The 18,684-nt window shown below is 39.0% G+C and carries 15 protein-coding genes and 1 other annotated feature; of the genes, 9 read left to right on the forward strand and 6 right to left on the reverse strand.

The window, feature by feature from the left end:
- The first annotated feature begins 80 nt into the window (after positions 1 to 80).
- Positions 81 to 1,070 (forward strand): catabolite control protein A, encoded by a 990-nt coding sequence (gene ccpA, locus ACFQZ9_RS16675; RefSeq protein WP_026572169.1) that lies wholly within the window; start codon positions 81 to 83, stop codon positions 1,068 to 1,070.
- Positions 1,071 to 1,104: 34 nt separating this feature from the next.
- Here the strand turns inward: ccpA and ACFQZ9_RS16680 are convergent, their stop codons facing one another.
- From ACFQZ9_RS16680 to ACFQZ9_RS16690, 3 genes are all read right to left on the reverse strand, one after another.
- Positions 1,105 to 2,277 carry an acetoin utilization protein AcuC gene (locus tag ACFQZ9_RS16680; protein ID WP_498944659.1) on the reverse strand — a complete coding sequence of 391 codons (1,173 nt, stop codon included), beginning with the start codon at positions 2,275 to 2,277 and terminating at the stop codon, positions 1,105 to 1,107.
- Positions 2,274 to 2,921, reverse strand: a complete 648-nt coding sequence (locus tag ACFQZ9_RS16685) for an acetoin utilization AcuB family protein (protein ID WP_498944660.1) — start codon at positions 2,919 to 2,921, stop codon at positions 2,274 to 2,276. Before ACFQZ9_RS16685 ends, ACFQZ9_RS16680 begins: the two co-directional genes overlap by 4 nt.
- Before the next feature lie 156 nt (positions 2,922 to 3,077).
- Complete coding sequence (locus ACFQZ9_RS16690) at positions 3,078 to 3,710, reverse strand: N-acetyltransferase (RefSeq protein ID WP_498944661.1); 633 nt, start codon at positions 3,708 to 3,710, stop codon at positions 3,078 to 3,080.
- A 199-nt stretch (positions 3,711 to 3,909) separates the two neighbouring features.
- Here ACFQZ9_RS16690 and acsA point away from each other — a divergent pair, with 199 nt between their 5' ends.
- Positions 3,910 to 5,628 (forward strand): acetate--CoA ligase, encoded by a 1,719-nt coding sequence (gene acsA, locus ACFQZ9_RS16695; RefSeq protein WP_498944662.1) that lies wholly within the window; start codon positions 3,910 to 3,912, stop codon positions 5,626 to 5,628.
- A gap of 44 nt (positions 5,629 to 5,672) precedes the next feature.
- Here the strand turns inward: acsA and ACFQZ9_RS16700 are convergent, their stop codons facing one another.
- Positions 5,673 to 8,462: a transglycosylase domain-containing protein gene (locus tag ACFQZ9_RS16700; protein WP_498944663.1), complete on the reverse strand. Its 2,790-nt coding sequence runs from the start codon at positions 8,460 to 8,462 to the stop codon at positions 5,673 to 5,675.
- A gap of 149 nt (positions 8,463 to 8,611) precedes the next feature.
- Positions 8,612 to 8,828 (forward strand) — a binding site (T-box leader).
- A gap of 44 nt (positions 8,829 to 8,872) precedes the next feature.
- Between ACFQZ9_RS16700 and tyrS the strand changes: the two genes are divergently transcribed.
- The gene (gene tyrS / locus ACFQZ9_RS16705; protein ID WP_498944664.1) at positions 8,873 to 10,129 is read left to right on the forward strand and encodes a tyrosine--tRNA ligase; all 1,257 of its coding nucleotides are present in this window, start codon (positions 8,873 to 8,875) and stop codon (positions 10,127 to 10,129) included.
- A gap of 112 nt (positions 10,130 to 10,241) precedes the next feature.
- Positions 10,242 to 10,433 (forward strand): DUF6954 family protein, encoded by a 192-nt coding sequence (locus tag ACFQZ9_RS16710; RefSeq protein ID WP_498944665.1) that lies wholly within the window; start codon positions 10,242 to 10,244, stop codon positions 10,431 to 10,433.
- Between the two features lie 42 nt (positions 10,434 to 10,475).
- Here the strand turns inward: ACFQZ9_RS16710 and rpsD are convergent, their stop codons facing one another.
- Positions 10,476 to 11,078, reverse strand: a complete 603-nt coding sequence (gene rpsD, locus ACFQZ9_RS16715) for a 30S ribosomal protein S4 (protein WP_198309441.1) — start codon at positions 11,076 to 11,078, stop codon at positions 10,476 to 10,478.
- Between the two features lie 390 nt (positions 11,079 to 11,468).
- On the opposite strand from rpsD, the gene ACFQZ9_RS16720 reads away from it, so the two are divergent.
- Together ACFQZ9_RS16720 and megL are read left to right on the forward strand one after the other, a co-directional pair.
- Complete coding sequence (locus tag ACFQZ9_RS16720; protein WP_498944666.1) at positions 11,469 to 12,905, forward strand: sensor domain-containing diguanylate cyclase; 1,437 nt, start codon at positions 11,469 to 11,471, stop codon at positions 12,903 to 12,905.
- Between the two features lie 121 nt (positions 12,906 to 13,026).
- Positions 13,027 to 14,211 (forward strand): methionine gamma-lyase, encoded by a 1,185-nt coding sequence (gene megL / locus ACFQZ9_RS16725; protein WP_498944667.1) that lies wholly within the window; start codon positions 13,027 to 13,029, stop codon positions 14,209 to 14,211.
- 43 nt (positions 14,212 to 14,254) lie between these two features.
- Here megL and ACFQZ9_RS16730 read toward each other — a convergent pair whose 3' ends face one another.
- Positions 14,255 to 14,737 (reverse strand): free L-methionine (R)-S-oxide reductase MsrC, encoded by a 483-nt coding sequence (locus ACFQZ9_RS16730; protein WP_198309438.1) that lies wholly within the window; start codon positions 14,735 to 14,737, stop codon positions 14,255 to 14,257.
- Between the two features lie 159 nt (positions 14,738 to 14,896).
- Between ACFQZ9_RS16730 and refZ the strand changes: the two genes are divergently transcribed.
- From refZ to ACFQZ9_RS16745, 3 genes are all read left to right on the forward strand, one after another.
- Positions 14,897 to 15,526, forward strand: coding sequence for a forespore capture DNA-binding protein RefZ (refZ, locus tag ACFQZ9_RS16735; RefSeq protein ID WP_498944668.1), 630 nt, complete (start codon positions 14,897 to 14,899; stop codon positions 15,524 to 15,526).
- A gap of 171 nt (positions 15,527 to 15,697) precedes the next feature.
- On the forward strand, positions 15,698 to 17,386 hold the full coding sequence (ezrA, locus tag ACFQZ9_RS16740; protein WP_498944669.1) for a septation ring formation regulator EzrA: 1,689 nt from the start codon (positions 15,698 to 15,700) through the stop codon (positions 17,384 to 17,386).
- A gap of 154 nt (positions 17,387 to 17,540) precedes the next feature.
- The gene (locus ACFQZ9_RS16745; protein ID WP_498944670.1) at positions 17,541 to 18,683 is read left to right on the forward strand and encodes a cysteine desulfurase family protein; all 1,143 of its coding nucleotides are present in this window, start codon (positions 17,541 to 17,543) and stop codon (positions 18,681 to 18,683) included.
- The last annotated feature ends 1 nt before the right edge of the window (position 18,684 follow it).

Genomic DNA, 18,684 nt, shown 5'->3' on the forward strand with positions numbered 1-18,684 from the left:
AGAAAAGAAAATGACTAGGCTTTGTTAAACTGCTATAAAATAAAGAAAAATAATGTATCGTTTTAAGGAGAGTGTTGAGCGTGAATGTGACGATCTATGATGTTGCCCGGGAAGCAAATGTTTCGATGGCAACCGTTTCACGTGTTGTGAATGGGAATCCCAATGTTAAACCGGTTACCCGTAAAAAAGTATTAGAGGTAATTGAACGGCTAGGATACCGTCCGAATGCTGTTGCAAGAGGATTAGCAAGTAAAAAAACCACTACTGTTGGTGTCATTATCCCGGATATCTCAAATATTTTTTATGCTGAATTAGCACGCGGTATTGAAGATATTGCAACAATGTATAAGTACAATATTATCTTAAGTAACTCTGACCAAAATAAAGATAAAGAATTACACCTGTTTAACACGATGCTTGGGAAACAAGTGGACGGCATAATTTTTATGGGAGGAAATATTACTTCTGAACATGTAGAGGAATTTGAAAAATCACCTGTCCCTATTGTGCTTGCCGGCTCTATGGAAGAAACCGAAACGATTCCTTCAGTGAATATTAATTATGAACAAGCCGCTTATGATTCGGTTAAAGAATTTATCGATAAAGGCCACAAGAATATTGCCTTTGTCGTCGGTCCATTATATGAACTAGAGAATAAGGTAAAAGGGTATCAAAGAGCGCTTGAGGATGCCGGGATTCCATTTAACGAAGAATTGGTTGTTGAAGGAGATTACACATACGATTCAGGAATTGAAGCCTTTGAAAAGTTATTGGAAGCACAAGAACGGCCAACTGCCATTTTAGTGGCATCTGATGAAATGGCACTTGGGGTTGTCCATGGTGCTCAGGATAAGGGGTACAATATACCTGAAGACTTTGAGGTCATTACCTCGGATAATACAAGATTGGCCCTTATGGTACGTCCACAGCTAACAACTGTTATTCAGCCATTATACGATATCGGTGCAGTGGCAATGCGTCTGTTGACTAAATATATGAATAAAGAAAAAGTGGAGCGGCATACTGTGGTTCTTCCACACCGAATTGAACATCGTCAATCAACAAAATAAATTAAAGGGCTATCTGCAGATAGCCCTTTTAATATTAGCTGGATTGACTCTTTTGCTGATTTCGAATTGGATATAAAGCCTTTTCAAGCGTCTGTAAATTTTTTTCAGTAATTTCTGCCTTTCTTGGAATCGGCAAATAGAGATTGTCTGGATCGTCCCATTCCTTAGGTAATTCAACGGGGGAATCCTTCTGCCAGAATTGGACCCATTCATCAGGTAAATTACCATAACAATTGGAGTTTTCAGTCATTTCGAGCCAAATAAGGGCCCATGCGCGTGGCACCACTCTCCAGATATCATACCCGCCGCCACCAACAGCAATCCAGCGGCCATTACAATATTGATGGGCGATTTCATGGGCAAGCTTTGGTATTTCGCGATAGATTTTCATCGTTGCGGATAAATGTGTTAATGGATCAAAGTAATGAGCATCTGCACCATTTTGGGTGAGAATAACATCTGGCTTAAAGAAATCGGCGACTTCCCTAATTGCATGTGAATAGGAGTGAAGCCATGATTCATCTTCGGTAAAGGCATCAACAGGAATGTTAAACGAATAGCCATAACCTTTGCCTTGGCCGCGTTCATTTACGTTTCCTGTTCCGGGAAATAAATATCTGCCTGTTTCATGGATAGACAGGGTACACACATTAGGATCATCATAAAAAGACCATTGGACTCCATCCCCATGATGAGCATCCGTATCGACATATAAAACGCGCGCATTATATTTTTGCTGCAGATATTTAATTGCTACAGAGCTGTCATTATAAATGCAAAACCCGGAAGCTTTTCCTCGAAACCCGTGATGAAGACCTCCTCCAAGATGAACTGCATGAACTGCTTGTCCTGTCATTACCTGGTCAACTGCCGTCAATGTCCCGCCAACTAGTAATGAGCTGGCCTCATGCATATTTGGGAAAATTGGAGTGTCCTCGGTTCCTAAACCATAGTTTTCTGCTATTTCGATAGACAGCTGATCATGACCAGCCTTAAATACGGCGTCAATATAATTTGGATCATGAATAAGGCTGAGATCCTGTACACTTGCCGATCTGGGTATGATAATTTGCTTTTCATCCAGTGCATTTAATTTTTTAAGTAAATCTACTGTTAATTTAAGCCGAAACTGATTAAAAGGATGATGGCTGCTGAATTTATAATTCAGCAGTTCTTCTGAAAAAACAAATGAACATTTATCTGTCATAGTGAAATCCCCGGAAGATTTGGCCATAGAACATGGTGTCCTGCTTTTTTTAAATCTTCAATTAGCCCCGTTGGGTTCATCAATTGCACGCGAATAACGAGTATTTTAAATTGATCATCCTTTTTGTCCGGGTAAACAAGCACACTAAGAATATTTGCGTTACGTTTTCGAATTATACTAGAAATTTCACAAAGCATTCCGGTTATATTCGGGACCTTTATTTCAATTTGCGACCCGGGCTTATGGGCACCGGTTAATTCCACCATTGTCCTTAGCAGGTCTGTTTCTGTGATAATTCCAACTAGCTTTTGATCATTGATGATGGGAAGGCAGCTGATTTTATGTTCATAAAAAAGACCTGCCACCTCTTCTACAAAATCAAGCGGATGGCCCGTAATCACATTTTTTTTCATTATCGTCACAACTGGTTTTTGTAAGTCTTCCAAGTGTTCATTAGCATGAAATATAGAGGGCATGGCATCACGGATATCTACGACCGTAACTAACCCTACTAAATGATTTTCGGAGTCGATAATGGGCACATGGCGAATTTTTTTTGATTCCATTAGGCGTAAGGCATCCTTAATCGAATCTGTTGGAAAAAGTGTTGCAACGTTTGGTTTCATGATTTCTTCTACGATCATTGGAAAATCCCCCTTCATAAAAACAGTTTCATTGTCCAGCTCCAGCGCCTAGCCCCTCGAGGTCATAAGTCAATCCGTCAAGAAGGTTAAAGAGCAACCTTCTCGCCGGCTTGTCTTATGCTTGTCGGGGCTGACCAAGGCGCTTCCGCTTTTCGTTTAATACATAAACCGATTCATAAAGCGCAGGCGGTCAAATTTTTGGACGGATTCATTATCTACCCTTTTGCCGATCTTGACCATTAAGCAATTTGCAGGATGGGAACAAATTTCAGGATCATCGGTTGCATACCATTCAAGTCCACCGGCATTCATCATTTTTTCCATAATCTTTCGATATTCCCATACATTCAGGCCTGTTCCTTTTAGATCCCAGTGCCAATAATATTCAGTCGTAATCGTAATATAATCTTCCATCGCATCATCCATCATTGACACGATTATGAGATTTTTACCAACAGCACAGCCCCTAAATTGAGGAATGACTTCAATGGCACCTAATTCTATTAAATTATCCATTTTTCCTTCAGACCATCTTTCAAGAGGGTCTGGATAGAGATAGGTAACATAGCCAACAATTGTATGGTGAGATCTGGCGATAATAATTCTTCCTTCCGTAAGATCGGCAATTCCCACCAATGCTTGGTGTTGCTGCCTGGGCGGGCGAAAGGCGGTAAGGTCCTCATGAAATTCGTAACCTGCCAGCTTTTCCGCTGAGATTGGTCCTTCTATAATTAAATTTCCGTGAGGGGTCTTTAATTCTTTTGCATTGTACGTTTTCTTATGTTCCATTTGTTCACCACCTGGAAAAGTGTTTCATATATAATTCTATTATACAAAAAATCTATTTATTAAAAGCGTTTTCACAAAATGTTTAGACACTTTTTATAGATTTCAAAAAAATTATCATACAAAAAAATAATTTTAAAAATTGAGAATAGTCTCTACTTGTAATATAATTATCTCAATAAAACTTAAGGGGGAAATTTAGATGAGAGTGGAAGCGCTGCCAGTAGTTCAGGGAGAGTATAACTTACCAAATTATGAAGAATTGTATAAGAATTTTAACTGGGAAGAGGCTGAAAAGGAATTTTCTTGGCACGAAACAGGATTGGTAAATATGGCTTACGAGGCGATTGACCGTCATGTAAAAACCTTCCGGAAGAACAAAATTGCTCTTTATTATCGTGATGGAGTAAGGGACGAGAAGTACACATTTAAAGAAATGAAGGAACTGTCAAACAAGGCAGGCAATGTTTTGAAAACCTATGGCGATGTAGATAAAGGCGACCGTGTATTTATTTTCATGCCTCGCTCTCCAGAGCTTTATTTCACTGTTTTAGGTGCGATTAAATTAGGAGCGATTGTTGGTCCGTTATTTGAAGCATTTATGGAGGGGGCTGTCAGAGACCGTCTTCAGGACAGTGGTGCAAAGGTACTTGTTACCACTCCGGAATTGCTTGATCGTGTTCCTGTCAGTGAATTACCTGATTTAAAGCATATTTTTGTAATCGGTAAAAATGTTGAAGAGCAGGGACCGGTTATTGACTTCTTGAAAAAGTTTGAAGAAGCAGAGAAAGAGTTAAGAATTGAATGGGTTCAAAGAACGGACGGCATGATTCTACACTATACTTCCGGTTCTACTGGGAAACCTAAAGGAGTTTTGCATGTACATAATGCAATGGTTCAGCATTACCAAACAGCTAAATGGGTTCTTGATTTAAAAGAAGACGATGTTTACTGGTGTACAGCGGACCCTGGCTGGGTTACTGGAACCTCTTATGGTATCTTCGGACCATGGTTAACAGGAACCTCTAATGTCATTATTGGCGGACGTTTCAGCCCTGAATCCTGGTATCAAATGATTGAAGATTTTGGTGTTACTGTTTGGTATAGTGCCCCAACTGCTTTCCGGATGTTAATGGGAGCTGGCGATGAACTTGTGAAAAAATATAATCTTAGCTCACTCCGTCATGTTTTAAGTGTAGGGGAGCCGCTAAATCCTGAAGTGGTAAAATGGGGAGCAAAGGTATTTAATAAACGAATTCATGATAACTGGTGGATGACGGAAACAGGGGCACAGCTGATTTCAAATTACCCATGTATGCCGATTAAACCAGGTTCAATGGGGAAACCGATTCCGGGAGTAACCGCGGCTATCGTTGATGACCAAGGAAATGAATTACCACCTTACCGTATGGGCAATCTTGCGATTAAAAAAGGCTGGCCTTCCATGATGTACACAATTTGGAATAACCAAGAAAAGTACGAGTCCTATTTTATGCCTGGTGACTGGTATGTTTCAGGCGATTCAGCCTATATGGATGAAGAAGGGTATTTCTGGTTCCAGGGACGTATTGATGATGTAATCATGACTTCCGGTGAACGTGTTGGTCCTTTCGAGGTGGAAAGCAAGCTTGTTGAGCACCCAGCGGTCGCGGAAGCTGGCGTTATTGGAAAGCCGGACCCAGTTCGCGGGGAAATTATTAAGGCCTTTATCGCCTTAAGAGATGGCTTTGAAGAAACGGAAGAATTGAAAGAGGAAATTAGACAGTTTGTGAAAAAAGGTCTTGCAGCACATGCGGCACCTAGAGAGATTGATTTCCGTGATAAGCTTCCAAAAACAAGAAGCGGTAAAATCATGAGACGTGTGTTAAAGGCATGGGAGCTTAACCTGCCTACTGGTGACCTTTCAACAATGGAAGATTAAAAAGTAGTAAAAACCGCACCAAATTCGGTGCGGTTTTTTTCTGCTTATTTATTTTTCTCTTTGTTGTTATTTTCCTTTTGATCGGTGCTTTTTTCGGTACCCCCAACCTCCACCAAATTAGACGGCGGGGATTCCTTTCCGGCAATATCCACTGCCGTAACGTAATAAGTTCCGCTTGGGACCGAGAGAGAAAGGCTTGATCCGCTTTTAATACTTGCTATCTTCAATTTTAAAAGCCCCGCATGATAAACTCGGTAGCCAATGACATCATTTTCCGAAGATGATGACCAAGCTAGGTTATTTGCATCTGCTCTTAGCCTTACGGATCCCGGAGTCTTGCCGTTATCAACAATCTTAGCGGTTGGGACAAGAATATGCGCCCAGCGGCTTCTGTTTGGAATGAGCTGGCTTGGATTATGAAAGTTTCTTCCAACCATCCTGTCAATGAAATCGGGATTTAAGACAAGCCCTCTTTGCGCAAATTCTGCAGGTGTTGAATCCAATGCTAAATATTTGCGGTCGCCAATCGTAACATAATTTCCGGCAACCAAACTATCATCCACTTTTGTCGGGACATATTTAGCATTGAAGTAGTCACTCTCAACTAAGCCGGCATTTACGCAAGCTGCAGATGGCAAGAGACCTGAAACAGCGCAATAAGAGCGTCTAACAATTCCTTTTGGCATTTTAAATTGCTTTTTAGGAGCAATTAAGGACGGCTTGATCTTATAGGCAGAATTGATTAAATCAACCCAAAGATTGTTTGTCCGCTGACTATACGACATATACCCGTAAGATTGAAGGGATTTTGGTGTATCATAACCTGTCCAGATTCCAAATGTTACATTCGGATTGGTTCCAACCAGCCATGAGTCTTTATAATCGACTCCTGTACCCGTTTTTCCGGCCCAGTCTGTTCGAAATTTAAGACGGTAATTAATGCCGGCAGCCGTACCCATTCTCATAACATCACGCATCATATCTAATGTTAAATAAGAGGTCTGCGGTGTGAAAACTTTAACAGGTTTGATCTGATGCTGATAAATCACTTTCCCATCCTTATCGACGATTTTGTCAATCATATAGGCGTCGATAAATTTCCCGCCATTTGCAAAAGTTGTAAAGGCATTCGTATTTTCTTCAACTGTTACTCCGTTGCTTAAAGAACCAATGGCTGTTGAAAGGTTCGTATAGTCCTCACTTCTAAGTGAAGAAAAACCCATTTTTTCAAGGTATTTAGCTGGCCGTTGATTAACAATGTCCCTGTATAACTTTACAGCAGGCACGTTATAAGACCATGCCAGGGCATATCTTGCAGAGACTAAACCACTGTATCTCATGTCATAGTTATGGGGCCATGGGCTGCTGCTTGCCGGGTTAAGGCTCAAAGCAACATCCGGTAAAGTTGTCCCAGGGGCAGCCTTTCCCATTTCAATTGCCGGTCCATAAACAAGGAGCGGTTTCATGGTCGAACCATTTTGACGAATCGCGCTGGTAGCGTGATTCAGCTGCTGTTTATTATAATCTCTTCCGCCAACAAAGCTTATGATTTTACCGGTTTTATTTTCAATTAGGATAGCCCCAACCTCCACGGGCTCCATGACGGTTTTGACCTTACCTGTCTCCGGATCCTTCTTTTCTTCCGGTTTTTCAGGTCCATAATATGGATATCGATCCTTAACTTTTTGCATGGCGTCATACATTTTTTTGTTAATGGTTGTGTGGATCTCATAGCCATTTTGTTTTAAATCGTGACTGGCTAATGTTTGGTACTTGTAATGAAGATTACTGTCTTTCTTCAATTCTTTTTCACTGATTCCGTCCTTTTGGGCTAAAACCGTAGCAAGAACATCGATTGAACGTTTTTCAATTTCAAATGTCAGCCATGGATATTTTTCCAAAGGATTTGGACGCGGTGGTGTAAAATCTTTTGTAATGTCATAGGCGGCCGCTTCGGCATACTGCTTTTTGTTAATGTAACCGCCATCATACATCCTTTTTAAAACGGTTTTCATCCGGTTTATTCCCGGATCCAGATTTTCTTTCACTTTTCCGTCTCTTGTAAAAGGGGTGTATCCGAAGGGGCTTTGCGGTAACCCCGCGATAAAGGCTGCTTCTGGTAATGTGAGCTTGTTTGCGCTTTTCCCGAAGATTCCTTTTGCTGCTGCCTGTACCCCTGCAATATTTCGTCCCGATGAATTTCGACCGAATGTTGAAACATTTAGGTAGGCCTCAAGAATTTCTTTTTTGGAGAAAAATTTTTCTAAACGAAGGGCAAGTAAGATTTCATTTGCTTTCCGTTGAAAGGAAACCTCATTGGTTAAAATTTGGTTCTTAATAAGCTGCTGAGTTAACGTACTGCCGCCTGATTGAACTGCTGAATTGGTGACTTCCTGAAATAGGGCGCGAAAAACGGCTTTTGGAACCACACCATGATGCTTATAAAAATACTCATCCTCTGTTGAAATGACGGCTTTTACAAGGTAATCAGAGACTTGATCCAAATTTACTTCTTCACGTTCAAGATCTGATCTTAGTTTTCCGAGGTAAACATTATCAGCAAAATAGAGGTCAGAAGTCTCAGTATAATTATAAATATCTTTTTTCAAACTACTGTAAGAGCGGACGGGTTCATCCTTCACAAGTGAGGCAAAGTACCCTGCACCAACACCGGTAGCAAAAGAGCCTCCAAGAATAATTACAGTTAAAAAGATTAGAAAAAGATTCCAAACTACAGAATATGTAATTCGAGCACTCTTTACTGTTTTTTTATGTGTAAGCAAGTTTAGGGATGATTTTAAAACTTCCATCCATGCCTGCAGTCTTTCTTTCATTAAGAGCATCACCTCGACTTAAATCACATACATTATAGCATATACATGTTCAAAAAAATGACAAAGTTCTACATTTATCTTAATTTTCCAATTCAAGTTTGACAGGAGTCATGGAAATGTGGTAAAAAAGGTATAATCAATTTTATAATTTTAAAGCTGTGAAAGGAATCAACAGTAGATTTTCTATCCCTGTTTGTAGAGAGTCAGCGGAGGGTGAAAGCTGATACATATAGAAAATTGAATTACGTCCTGGAGCTTTCTCTGTGAAGATAGGAGTAGCAGAGAACGGATAAGCCGTTAATTTTTTGAGGTGGAGGAAGTTTTTTCCTCAAGCCGGGTGGTACCGCGTATTTATACGTCCCTGCATGTTTGCAGGGACGTTTTTTATTTTCTTTTAGGAGGCTATTTAAATGAATTTATTAGAGGATTTGGCATGGCGGGGAATTATCTATCAGCAAACCGATGAAGAAGGTTTAAAAGATATTTTATCAAGTGAAAAAATTTCATTATATTGTGGTGCGGACCCAACAGCAGACAGCTTGCATATTGGCCACTTAGTTCCATTTTTAACACTTAGAAGATTTCAGCAGCACGGGCATCGTCCTATTGTGCTAGTCGGTGGGGCGACGGGTTTAATCGGTGACCCTAGTGGTAAAAGTGAAGAGCGTAACTTACAAACATTAGAAGCCGTACAAAAAAATGTTGAAGGCATTCAAAAGCAATTAGCGGCGATTTTTGAGTTTGACGGCGAAAATGGAGCCATCATGGTAAATAACTATGACTGGGCTGGTTCCATGGATATCGTATCGTTTTTACGTGATATCGGAAAACATATCGGTGTAAATTACATGTTGGCGAAGGATACAATTGCAAATAGACTTGAAACAGGGATTTCTTTTACTGAATTTACTTATACGATTTTACAAGCGATGGATTTCAACCATTTATATGAGCATCATAATTGTAAATTACAAATTGGCGGAAGTGATCAGTGGGGGAACATTACCTCCGGGCTGGAATTGATCCGTAAAATGCAGCCTGAAGGCTCAAAAGCTTTTGGATTGACGATTCCGTTAGTAACCAAAGCGGATGGTACAAAATTCGGCAAAACCGAAGGCGGTGCCGTTTGGTTAGATCCTGAAAAAACAACACCATATGAATTCTACCAGTTCTGGATTAATTCAGCTGATGCGGATGTGGTTAAATACTTGAAATACTTTACCTTCCTGTCACACGAGAAAATTGAGCAGCTAGAAAAGTCGGTACAGAAAGAACCACATTTACGAAAGGCACAAAAAGCTTTGGCTGAAGAAATGACTCGATTAATTCATGGCGAAGAGTCATTGCAGCAGGCAATTAAAATCACCCAGGCATTGTTTAGCGGTGATGTGAAAGAACTTTCTGCTGCAGAAATTAGACAAGGGTTTAAAGATGTTCCTTCATTTGACGCTTCCAGTTTTGAAGGGAATCTCGTTGATCTGCTTGTGGCAGCAGCGATTTCACCATCCAAACGTCAGGCGCGTGAAGACATTACAAATGGAGCGGTGTCTGTTAACGGTGAACGAATTACAGATGCTTCCTACTCTCTAGCTGAAAATGACCAGATTGAAGGACAATTTACCATCATCAGAAGAGGGAAGAAGAAATATACATTAATTAAATACTAAAATGATGCGGCTCTTGGAGAATTACCGAGGGCTCTTTCTTTTTTTTCTACTTTTGTAACAGAGATTAACTTAAATCGTCTAATAGAATAAGCACAAGACGGGGGTGAGGCATTTGCGGTTATTGTTGCATGCTATTTTTATCATTGTGCTCGCACTTGTTACCTTTTTTGGTTTAGGACCGGTTTTGTTAGCGGATGGAAGTTCAACAGAAAGAATCATCACAGCATTCATTGTATTCATTTTATATGCAATCATTGTCTTTTTTTATCGAAAATCTCTTCAATCGGTTAATAAAAGAAAATAAAAACCCCTAAGCAATTGCTCAGGGGTTTCTTTTTTACAGAGATTAACGTGAGTAGAACTCAACGATAAGTGCTTCGTTAATTTCAGCTGGTAATTCAGAACGCTCTGGTAAGCGAGTGAAAGTACCCTCTAACTTATCAGCATCGAAAGTTAAGAAATCAGGAACGAAGTTGTTTACTTCAATTGCTTCTTTCACAACATCAAGATTGCGTGATTTTTCACGAAGAGTGATAGTTTGTCCTGCAGTTAAACGGTATGATGGGATATCAACGCGAGATCCATCAACAAGAATATGACCGTGGTTAACTAACTGACGAGCAGCACGGCGAGTGCGAGCTAAACCTAAACGATAAACAACGTTGTCAAGACGTGATTCAAGAAGAACCATGAAGTTTTCACCGTGTTTACCAGCTAATTTGCCAGCTTTGTCAAATAGGTTGCGGAATTGGCGCTCATTTACTCCGTACATATGACGAAGTTTTTGTTTTTCTTGTAATTGCAAACCATATTCAGAAAGCTTTTTGCGTTGGTTAGGACCGTGTTGTCCTGGAGCGTAAGGACGCTTATCTAATTCTTTTCCTGTGCCGCTTAGAGAGATTCCAAGACGACGGGATAATTTCCAGCTAGGGCCGGTATAACGAGCCATGAGAGACTCCTCCTTCGTGTTTTTATTTTGGTAAAATAAAAACGGTTATGAAACAACGATGATAGCCATTTTGTTTTCAGATACCTTCGCCCTAGCAGCAGAGGGTTACAAGATACCCCATCATTTGAATAAAGTGTTCAAGTGAGGAACAAAATGAACGATTAAAGTGTTCACATAAGCTGCAATATTTTACACAAAGAGTATTATATAATTTTATTTACTGATAAGTCAAGAATATTTTGTTATAATAATGTATATCCAATCTTTTGCAGACTATATAAAAGTTAGAAATTATTCGAAAATTAATTACAAAAATCAGAGAATATTCACTATAATTAAGTGAAGGTGTATATATTTGGAATTAGAATGGAAAAATTGGGTGAATGAAAAATGAACGCGTTCGGTGAAAATTTCATCATACAAAATAAAGAAAATAGATATAAGCGGTTATTTCATATAACTGAAAAATTCCATTCTTTATTGGATAAGGAATCTCTTCTACGGGAAATAATTGTTTCTCTCGAACAGTTGTATCCCTCATTTTCCTGCTATTTGCTTCTTTCTCAAGATTATCACAACCAAAATGAATTGCCCATTATTGATCTTGAATATGATAGTGAAAATATTACAGCCATGGAGGCTTATGTTTCAGGGAATACCAAATTGGAAAATTCTCTTGAAGAGAACAGTTCTATCCTTTATGCACCGTTAAAAGGGAAACAAGGGGTTTATGGTGTTCTGCAAATCATTGCCGCTAACATCCTTGTATTTCCAAAAGATGAAATTGAATTTATCACTTTACTGGCAAATGCAGCTGGTGGTGCATTGGAAAATACCAAGCTTTATCAGCAGTCCAGACAGGTAATTTCCGATTTACAGTTAATTAATGAAACAACACATCGTTTAAACTCAAAGCTCAGACTAAAAGATATGATTAGCTATATGACAAATCAAATTAAACATTCCTTCCAAGCAGAGGAAGCAGGTTTTTTCCTGCTGACAGACAATTTGATGAATAGTAAACTACTGCCAGGATCTACCCCATTCTTTTATACGAAACAAGCACATCCATATATTGAATACATAAAAAATAAAATACTGATAGAAAAAGAGGCGCTTTTTTTCGGAGATATAAACATTCCTAGTATTAATGGAATAAAGTGTTTTCGTTCCATAATGGCGGTTCCAATGGTCCAAAGAGGAAAATTTAAAGGTTTTAGTATTGTTATGAATCAAGAACCCTATTTCTTTTCCTTTGAAGCCTTTAAGCTTCTGCAATCGCTGATTCATCATTCCGCACTGGCGCTTTCCAATTCGATGCTTAGGGAAGAATTGGAGAGAATGATTATTACAGATCATTTAACGAAACTTCATTCGCGAAATTATCTTGATGAAAAGATTCAATTGTCAATGAAAGAGGACGAGCAAGGGACATTCATTCTGATTGATATTGATAATTTTAAGGACATAAATGATACGTATGGACACCAGGTTGGTGATGAAGTATTGGTTCAAGTAGCCAATATTATTCGTGGAAATATTCGCGATCATGATGTTGGAGCACGCTGGGGTGGTGAGGAAATGGCCATCTACCTTCCTAAGGTGACATTAGAGACAGGGGTGGCAGTAGCTGAGCGTTTAGTAAAAGCTGTGGCCGAATACTCAATCCCATCAATTACCGTATCTTGCGGTGTATCCTATTGGCATAGGGACATGCTTGATTCTTATAACTATTTATTTAAAAGGGCGGACGAGTCCCTCTACACAGCAAAAGGAACAGGGAAAAATAAAGTCATTAATCAAAATGATCGCATAAAAGCAAGTTAAGGCATCCATGGATTCATGGGTGCCTGAATTCATATAGGTTGAAATTTTGTTTACGTACTTTATCTAAAGAAGCTTCATATTCTATAGAAATGGAAGCGTTTTCAAAATAGGAGGGGCAAAATTGGAGGATAAAAACTTACGCTTTGAAACAGAGGTCATTCATTCAGGTTATGTATCTGATGAACATCAGGGGAGTCTCGTTCCACCCTTGTACCAAACATCAACCTTTACCTTTTCCACTGCTAAGCAGGGGGAAAGACGGTTTTCCGGCGAGGAAGAAGGCTATATTTATTCACGTTTAGGGAATCCAACTGTAAAAATACTTGAAGAACGGTTGGCAGTACTTGAAAAAGGGGAAGCTGCTTTAGCCTTTTCATCCGGAATGGCAGCCGTTTCTGCTGCATTAGTTGCCTTAACGAAAACCGGTGACCACATTCTTTGTTCACAAGGTGTATATGGCTGTACCTTTGGATTCCTGCAACTCTTGAAAGAAAAATATGGGATTGAACATGATTTCTCTTCAATGGATTCAATAGAAATGATGGAAAAGGCAATCCGTCCAAACACTGCATGTATTTATATTGAAACACCAATAAACCCTACAATGAAACTAGTTGATTTAGGGCAGGTGGCTAAAATTGCGAACGAAAAAGGCATACCGGTGGTGGTAGATAATACATTTTGTTCTCCTTATTTACAAACCCCGCTTACCCATGGCTGTGATGTCGTCATCCATAGTGCGACAAAATATATTTGCGGACATGGCGATGTCCTTGCCGGTATCGTCGTTGGTAAAAAAGAATGGATTCAAAAGGTTTCAAGAACAACGCAAAAAGATATTGGTGGAATTATTTCACCCTTTGATGCGTGGCTTTTGCTAAGGGGATTAAAAACCCTACCAATTCGAATCGATCGTCATTGTGACAATACAGATAAAATCTTTCAGTTTTTAATGAAACATCCCAAAATTGATGCGATCTATTACCCAGGTGACGCTGAGCACCCAGACTATCAAATTATGAAAAAACAAATGAAAAAGCCTGGGGGTCTTATTTCGTTTTCCATAAGAGGGGGAAAGGAAACAGCACAGCGATTGATGAATGAACTAAACTTAATTAAAATTGCTGTTAGTCTTGGGGATGCAGAAACCTTAATCCAGCATCCGGCTACGATGACACATGCAGTGGTCCCGAAAGAAGAAAGAAGAAAAATGGGGATAACGGAAAATTTACTCCGGCTTTCAGTAGGGCTTGAAGCTTGGGAGGATATTATCGATGATCTCGATCAGGCCCTGGAAAAGATATAACAAAAAAGCAAGGAAGATGAAAAACTCTTCCTTGCTTTTTAGATTAAATATGCTGTATTAAAATTTCAACAAACTCTTCTAATTTTTGCTGATCAAGCTCGTCGAAGCGGTTTGTTTCCGGTGAATCAATATCCAAAACACCAAGTAAATGTCCATTTTTTAACAATGGGATGACAATTTCTGATTGTGATGCAGCATCGCAGGCAATATGGCCTGGAAACTGATTCACATCTTCTACTCTGACTGTTTCCTTTAACTTTGCTGAGGTGCCGCAAACACCTTTTCCAACAGGAATCCGAACACAGGCAGGAAGTCCTTGAAAGGGTCCTAATACAAGTTCTTCCTTCTCATCCATTAAATAAAACCCGACCCAGTTGGTACGGTCAAGAAATTGGTTTAACAAGGAGCAGGCATTACTAAGATTCGCAATTTGATTTTTCTCATCATGAATCAAGGCATGCAATTGTTTTTTAACAAGTTCATAATTTTCCTCACGACTGCCCGTATACATTTCGACGTTAAACATGTTTTTTCACCTATTTTTCGTTAGTTTTTTATATTATTTTAGCAAATTACCGTGAAACCAGGTAGAATTTGTCGATTTTTTAATAAAGGAATAAGCGGCGAAATAAAGAAACATTAGGTAAGGAGTAAAAAGTTCGATCCACTTTCGAGGGGGAAAGACATGAAAAAAAATTTAAAGGAAGCAATTATTGAAGCAGCGATTAAATTATTTAATTCAAATGGATACTCTGGTACATCAATCAGAGATATTGCAGGCTATGCGAATGTAAACTCTGCAACGGTTGCTTACTATTTTGAAAATAAGCTCGGCCTCTTAGAATACTGCTTTACGCACTTTTATGAACAATACCTCCGGATCATGGAAGAGGAGTATGCCCTGGTAGGGCTCGGTGCTAAAGATTGCCTAAAACGAATGACTGCCAAATTGCTCCATTACCAATGTGAAAATATTCAATTGGCAAATGTTGTATACCGTGAAATGTCATTGGATTCACAAATCGTTAGAGAAATAATGTCAACGTATAATCTTAAAGAAAAATATTATTTTCAAAAAATATTTGAAAAAGGGATGGAATGGAAGGAATTCCAGCCTCACTCTGTTCCTTATTTGATTATTCAGCTTAAGGGTTTGCTAATGATGCCATTTATGAATTCTCATTATCTAAGAGAAGTAATGTATATTTTTCCAAATGAACGTTTCTTTGAGCAAAAATATTTAAACGAAATGTACAATTGGATTGAAAATACACTTTGTAATGGTGTAGTAGTGAAGAAAGAGGCTATTTTATGATGAGCCTCTATTTTTTTGATTTCTTTTGCAAAAAAATTGAAAATTATAGTCAAAAATTGTCGTTTACATGGTATCATAAATACATTGAATTGAACATATCGTGCTATTTTTATATAAACTGACACCTAAAGAGAACTTGAAACGATGTTTTCCGGAACAGGAGGCTTACATGTGAAGTATTTCATAGGATTTTTTATCCTTATGCTAGCTTTATTTGTATTAGGATATCTAATAAAGAAAAAGTATTTTAAAGAAATGGACCGTTTAGAAGCGTGGAAAATCGATTTGTTGAATCGTCCAATTTTGGAAGAAATGTCTAAGGTGAAGCAGCTTAATATGACGGGGCAAACAGAGGAACTGTTCGAAAATTGGCGTAACCAATGGGATGACATTGTTACAGTGAAGCTCCCGAAACTAGAGGAAATGTTATTTGATGCGGAAGAATACATAGACCGCTACCGATTTAACAAGGCTAAAACAGTTCAACGTACAATCAATGATACCTTGCAGGAAACCGAAAATCAGATTACAAAAATATTGGAAGAATTGCATGAGCTAGTAGGCAGCGAGGAAAAAAACCGGGTAGAAATTGAACAATTAAAAGAATTATACCGGGAAACAAAGAAAGTACTACTTGCCCACCGGCATACCTTCAGCAAGGCTGAAAAAAGCCTGGAAAAGCAACTGGAAGAGGTCACGAAGAAGTTCCAAGAATTTGATGAAAAAACAGAGCATGGAAACTACCTTGAAGCCCGCGAAATTGTTTTAACAATCAGCAGCCATTTAGGGACCATTAAGAATGTGATGGAGCTTACTCCACAGCTTTTAATTGAGGTTCAATCCATCCTGCCGGCACAAATTTCCGATGTCCATGATGGGTTTAAGGAAATGGTTCAGCAGGGCTATTACCTAGAGCATATTCAGTTGGAAAATGAAATTAAAGCATTGGAAGAAAAGCTTTCAGAAGCAATTCGCTTGATTGAGGAAACGGACTTAGATAAAGCAGTTGAAAGTGTAAAAGAAACCAAGGATCGAGTGGATATCCTTTTTGATTTACTGGAAAAAGAGGTACATGCTAAGCACTTTATCATTAAAAATGAGAAAATTGCCTATGATCTTCTGATAGAAGCACAGGAAGAAAACAACCTTCTTGTTGATGAAGTGTCGAATGTCCAGCAAACCTATCATTTAAAAGAATATGATTTTGAAACACAAAGACATTTGGAAAAAGAGCTTTTAGCAGTGTTTAAGCATTATGAAATCCTAGTCGAAAAATTAAAAATTAATGAAACAGCTCAGACCAAGATAAGTGAAGAATTAAATGAAATAAAGGAACAGCTTGAAAACATCAGAGAAGAACAACAGCAGTTTGCAAATAATCTTCAATCATTACGTAAGGATGAGATTGAGGCAAGGGATAAGGTTAGAGAACTGACAAAAAAAGTGGGGGAAGCCGTTCGGCTTGTTTCCAAAAGTAATATACCTGGATTGCCCGAGGATTATAAGTATTTGTATGAGGACACAAATGAGAGCATACAAAATGTGAAGCAGCAGCTTGAGGAAAAACCGCTTAATATTTCTGCTCTGAATCAATATTTAGAAATTGCGGTTTTAACGGTTGATAAACTAACTCATTCTACAGTGGAATTGATTGAAAATGCGATGCTGGCAGAAAAGGCTATTCAATATGGAAACCTGTACCGCAGCAAATTTCCTTCCGTTGCAAAGGGATTAATGGATGCAGAACAGGCTTTCAGGCATTATGAATATCAACAAGCATTGGAACAGGTCGCAGCATCATTAGAAGGGGTTGACCCTGGAGCCTTAAAGAAAATCAAAGCAGCAATTGCAAATGACTAAAATGATAAGCAAAAAACCGATTCAGCACACCGGCTGTTCGGTTTTTTGCTTTTGTTAAACTGAAATTTCACATGTACCATCATTCTAAATTGAAGCAATGTATGATAAGATTATTTTTTGCATAAGGGTTTTCGGATTCGTTAGGGGGAAAATCATGATTTATTTTGACAATAGTGCGACAACTAAACCATATAAAGAGGTTCTCGATTCATTTTTGACGGTTTCAAGTGAATACTTTGGAAACCCGTCCTCACTAAACGCATTAGGCGGACAGGCTGAGAAACTTTTAACAAAGGCAAGGGAACAGGTGGCGAATCTTTTATCTGTAAAGCAAACAGAGATACTGTTTACATCGGGAGGAACCGAAAGTAATAATTTAGCGATTAAAGGCACTGCCTATATTCATAAAAATAAGGGCCGCCATTTAATTACGACAAGCATTGAGCATGCCTCTGTCAGACAATCATTTGAGCAGCTGGAGCAGGATGGATTTGAAGTAACATACCTTCCAGTTGATTCAACCGGTCGGATTCAAATAGAAGACCTGGAAAAGGCAATCAGGAAAGACACCATCCTCATTTCGGTTATGCAGGTCAATAATGAAGTTGGGACCACCCAGCCAATAAAGGAAATCGAAGAATATTTAAAAAAATATCCTAACATTTTGTTCCACGTAGACGCCGTTCAGGCTGTCGGAAAAGTCCCGCTTTCATTGCATGAAAACAGAGTCGATCTATGTTCTTTTTCCGCCCATAAATTTCACGGCTTGAAAGGGACTGGAGTTTTATATATTCGGGAAGGTGTACGATTGTCCCCATTATTAGCTGGAGGAGGCCAAGAGAGGAAGCTCCGCAGCGGCACGGAAAATGTTGCAGGGGCTGTTGCCCTATCCAAGGCATTACGAATGACATTAACGGAAGGGAAAAACGGGATGGAAAGAATGAAAAAGATTCGGGAAATCCTAAGGAATGGGTTAAGTGAATTAGAAGAGGTTCAAATCCATACGCCCATTCAGAATGCTGCTCCACATATTTTAAATTTTTCCATTAAAGGAATAAAATCTGAGGTTCTTATTCATGCACTTGAGGAAAAAGAAATCTATGTTTCAACCACAAGTGCATGCTCATCTAAGAAGAAATCCCCAAGTGCAACATTGCTTGCTATGGGGGTTCCGGATGAACTGGCTGAAAGTGCTATACGAATCAGTCTCTCCTTTAATAATACAGAAAATGAAGCCATTGACGCTCTTTCAGCAATGAAAGAAGCTTCTGAACATTTACGAAAGGTAATGAAATAAT

The sequence above is a fragment of the Neobacillus sp. GCM10027624 genome (genome assembly GCF_042675345.1).
Taxonomy (GTDB): domain Bacteria; phylum Bacillota; class Bacilli; order Bacillales; family Cytobacillaceae; genus Neobacillus; species Neobacillus cucumis_D.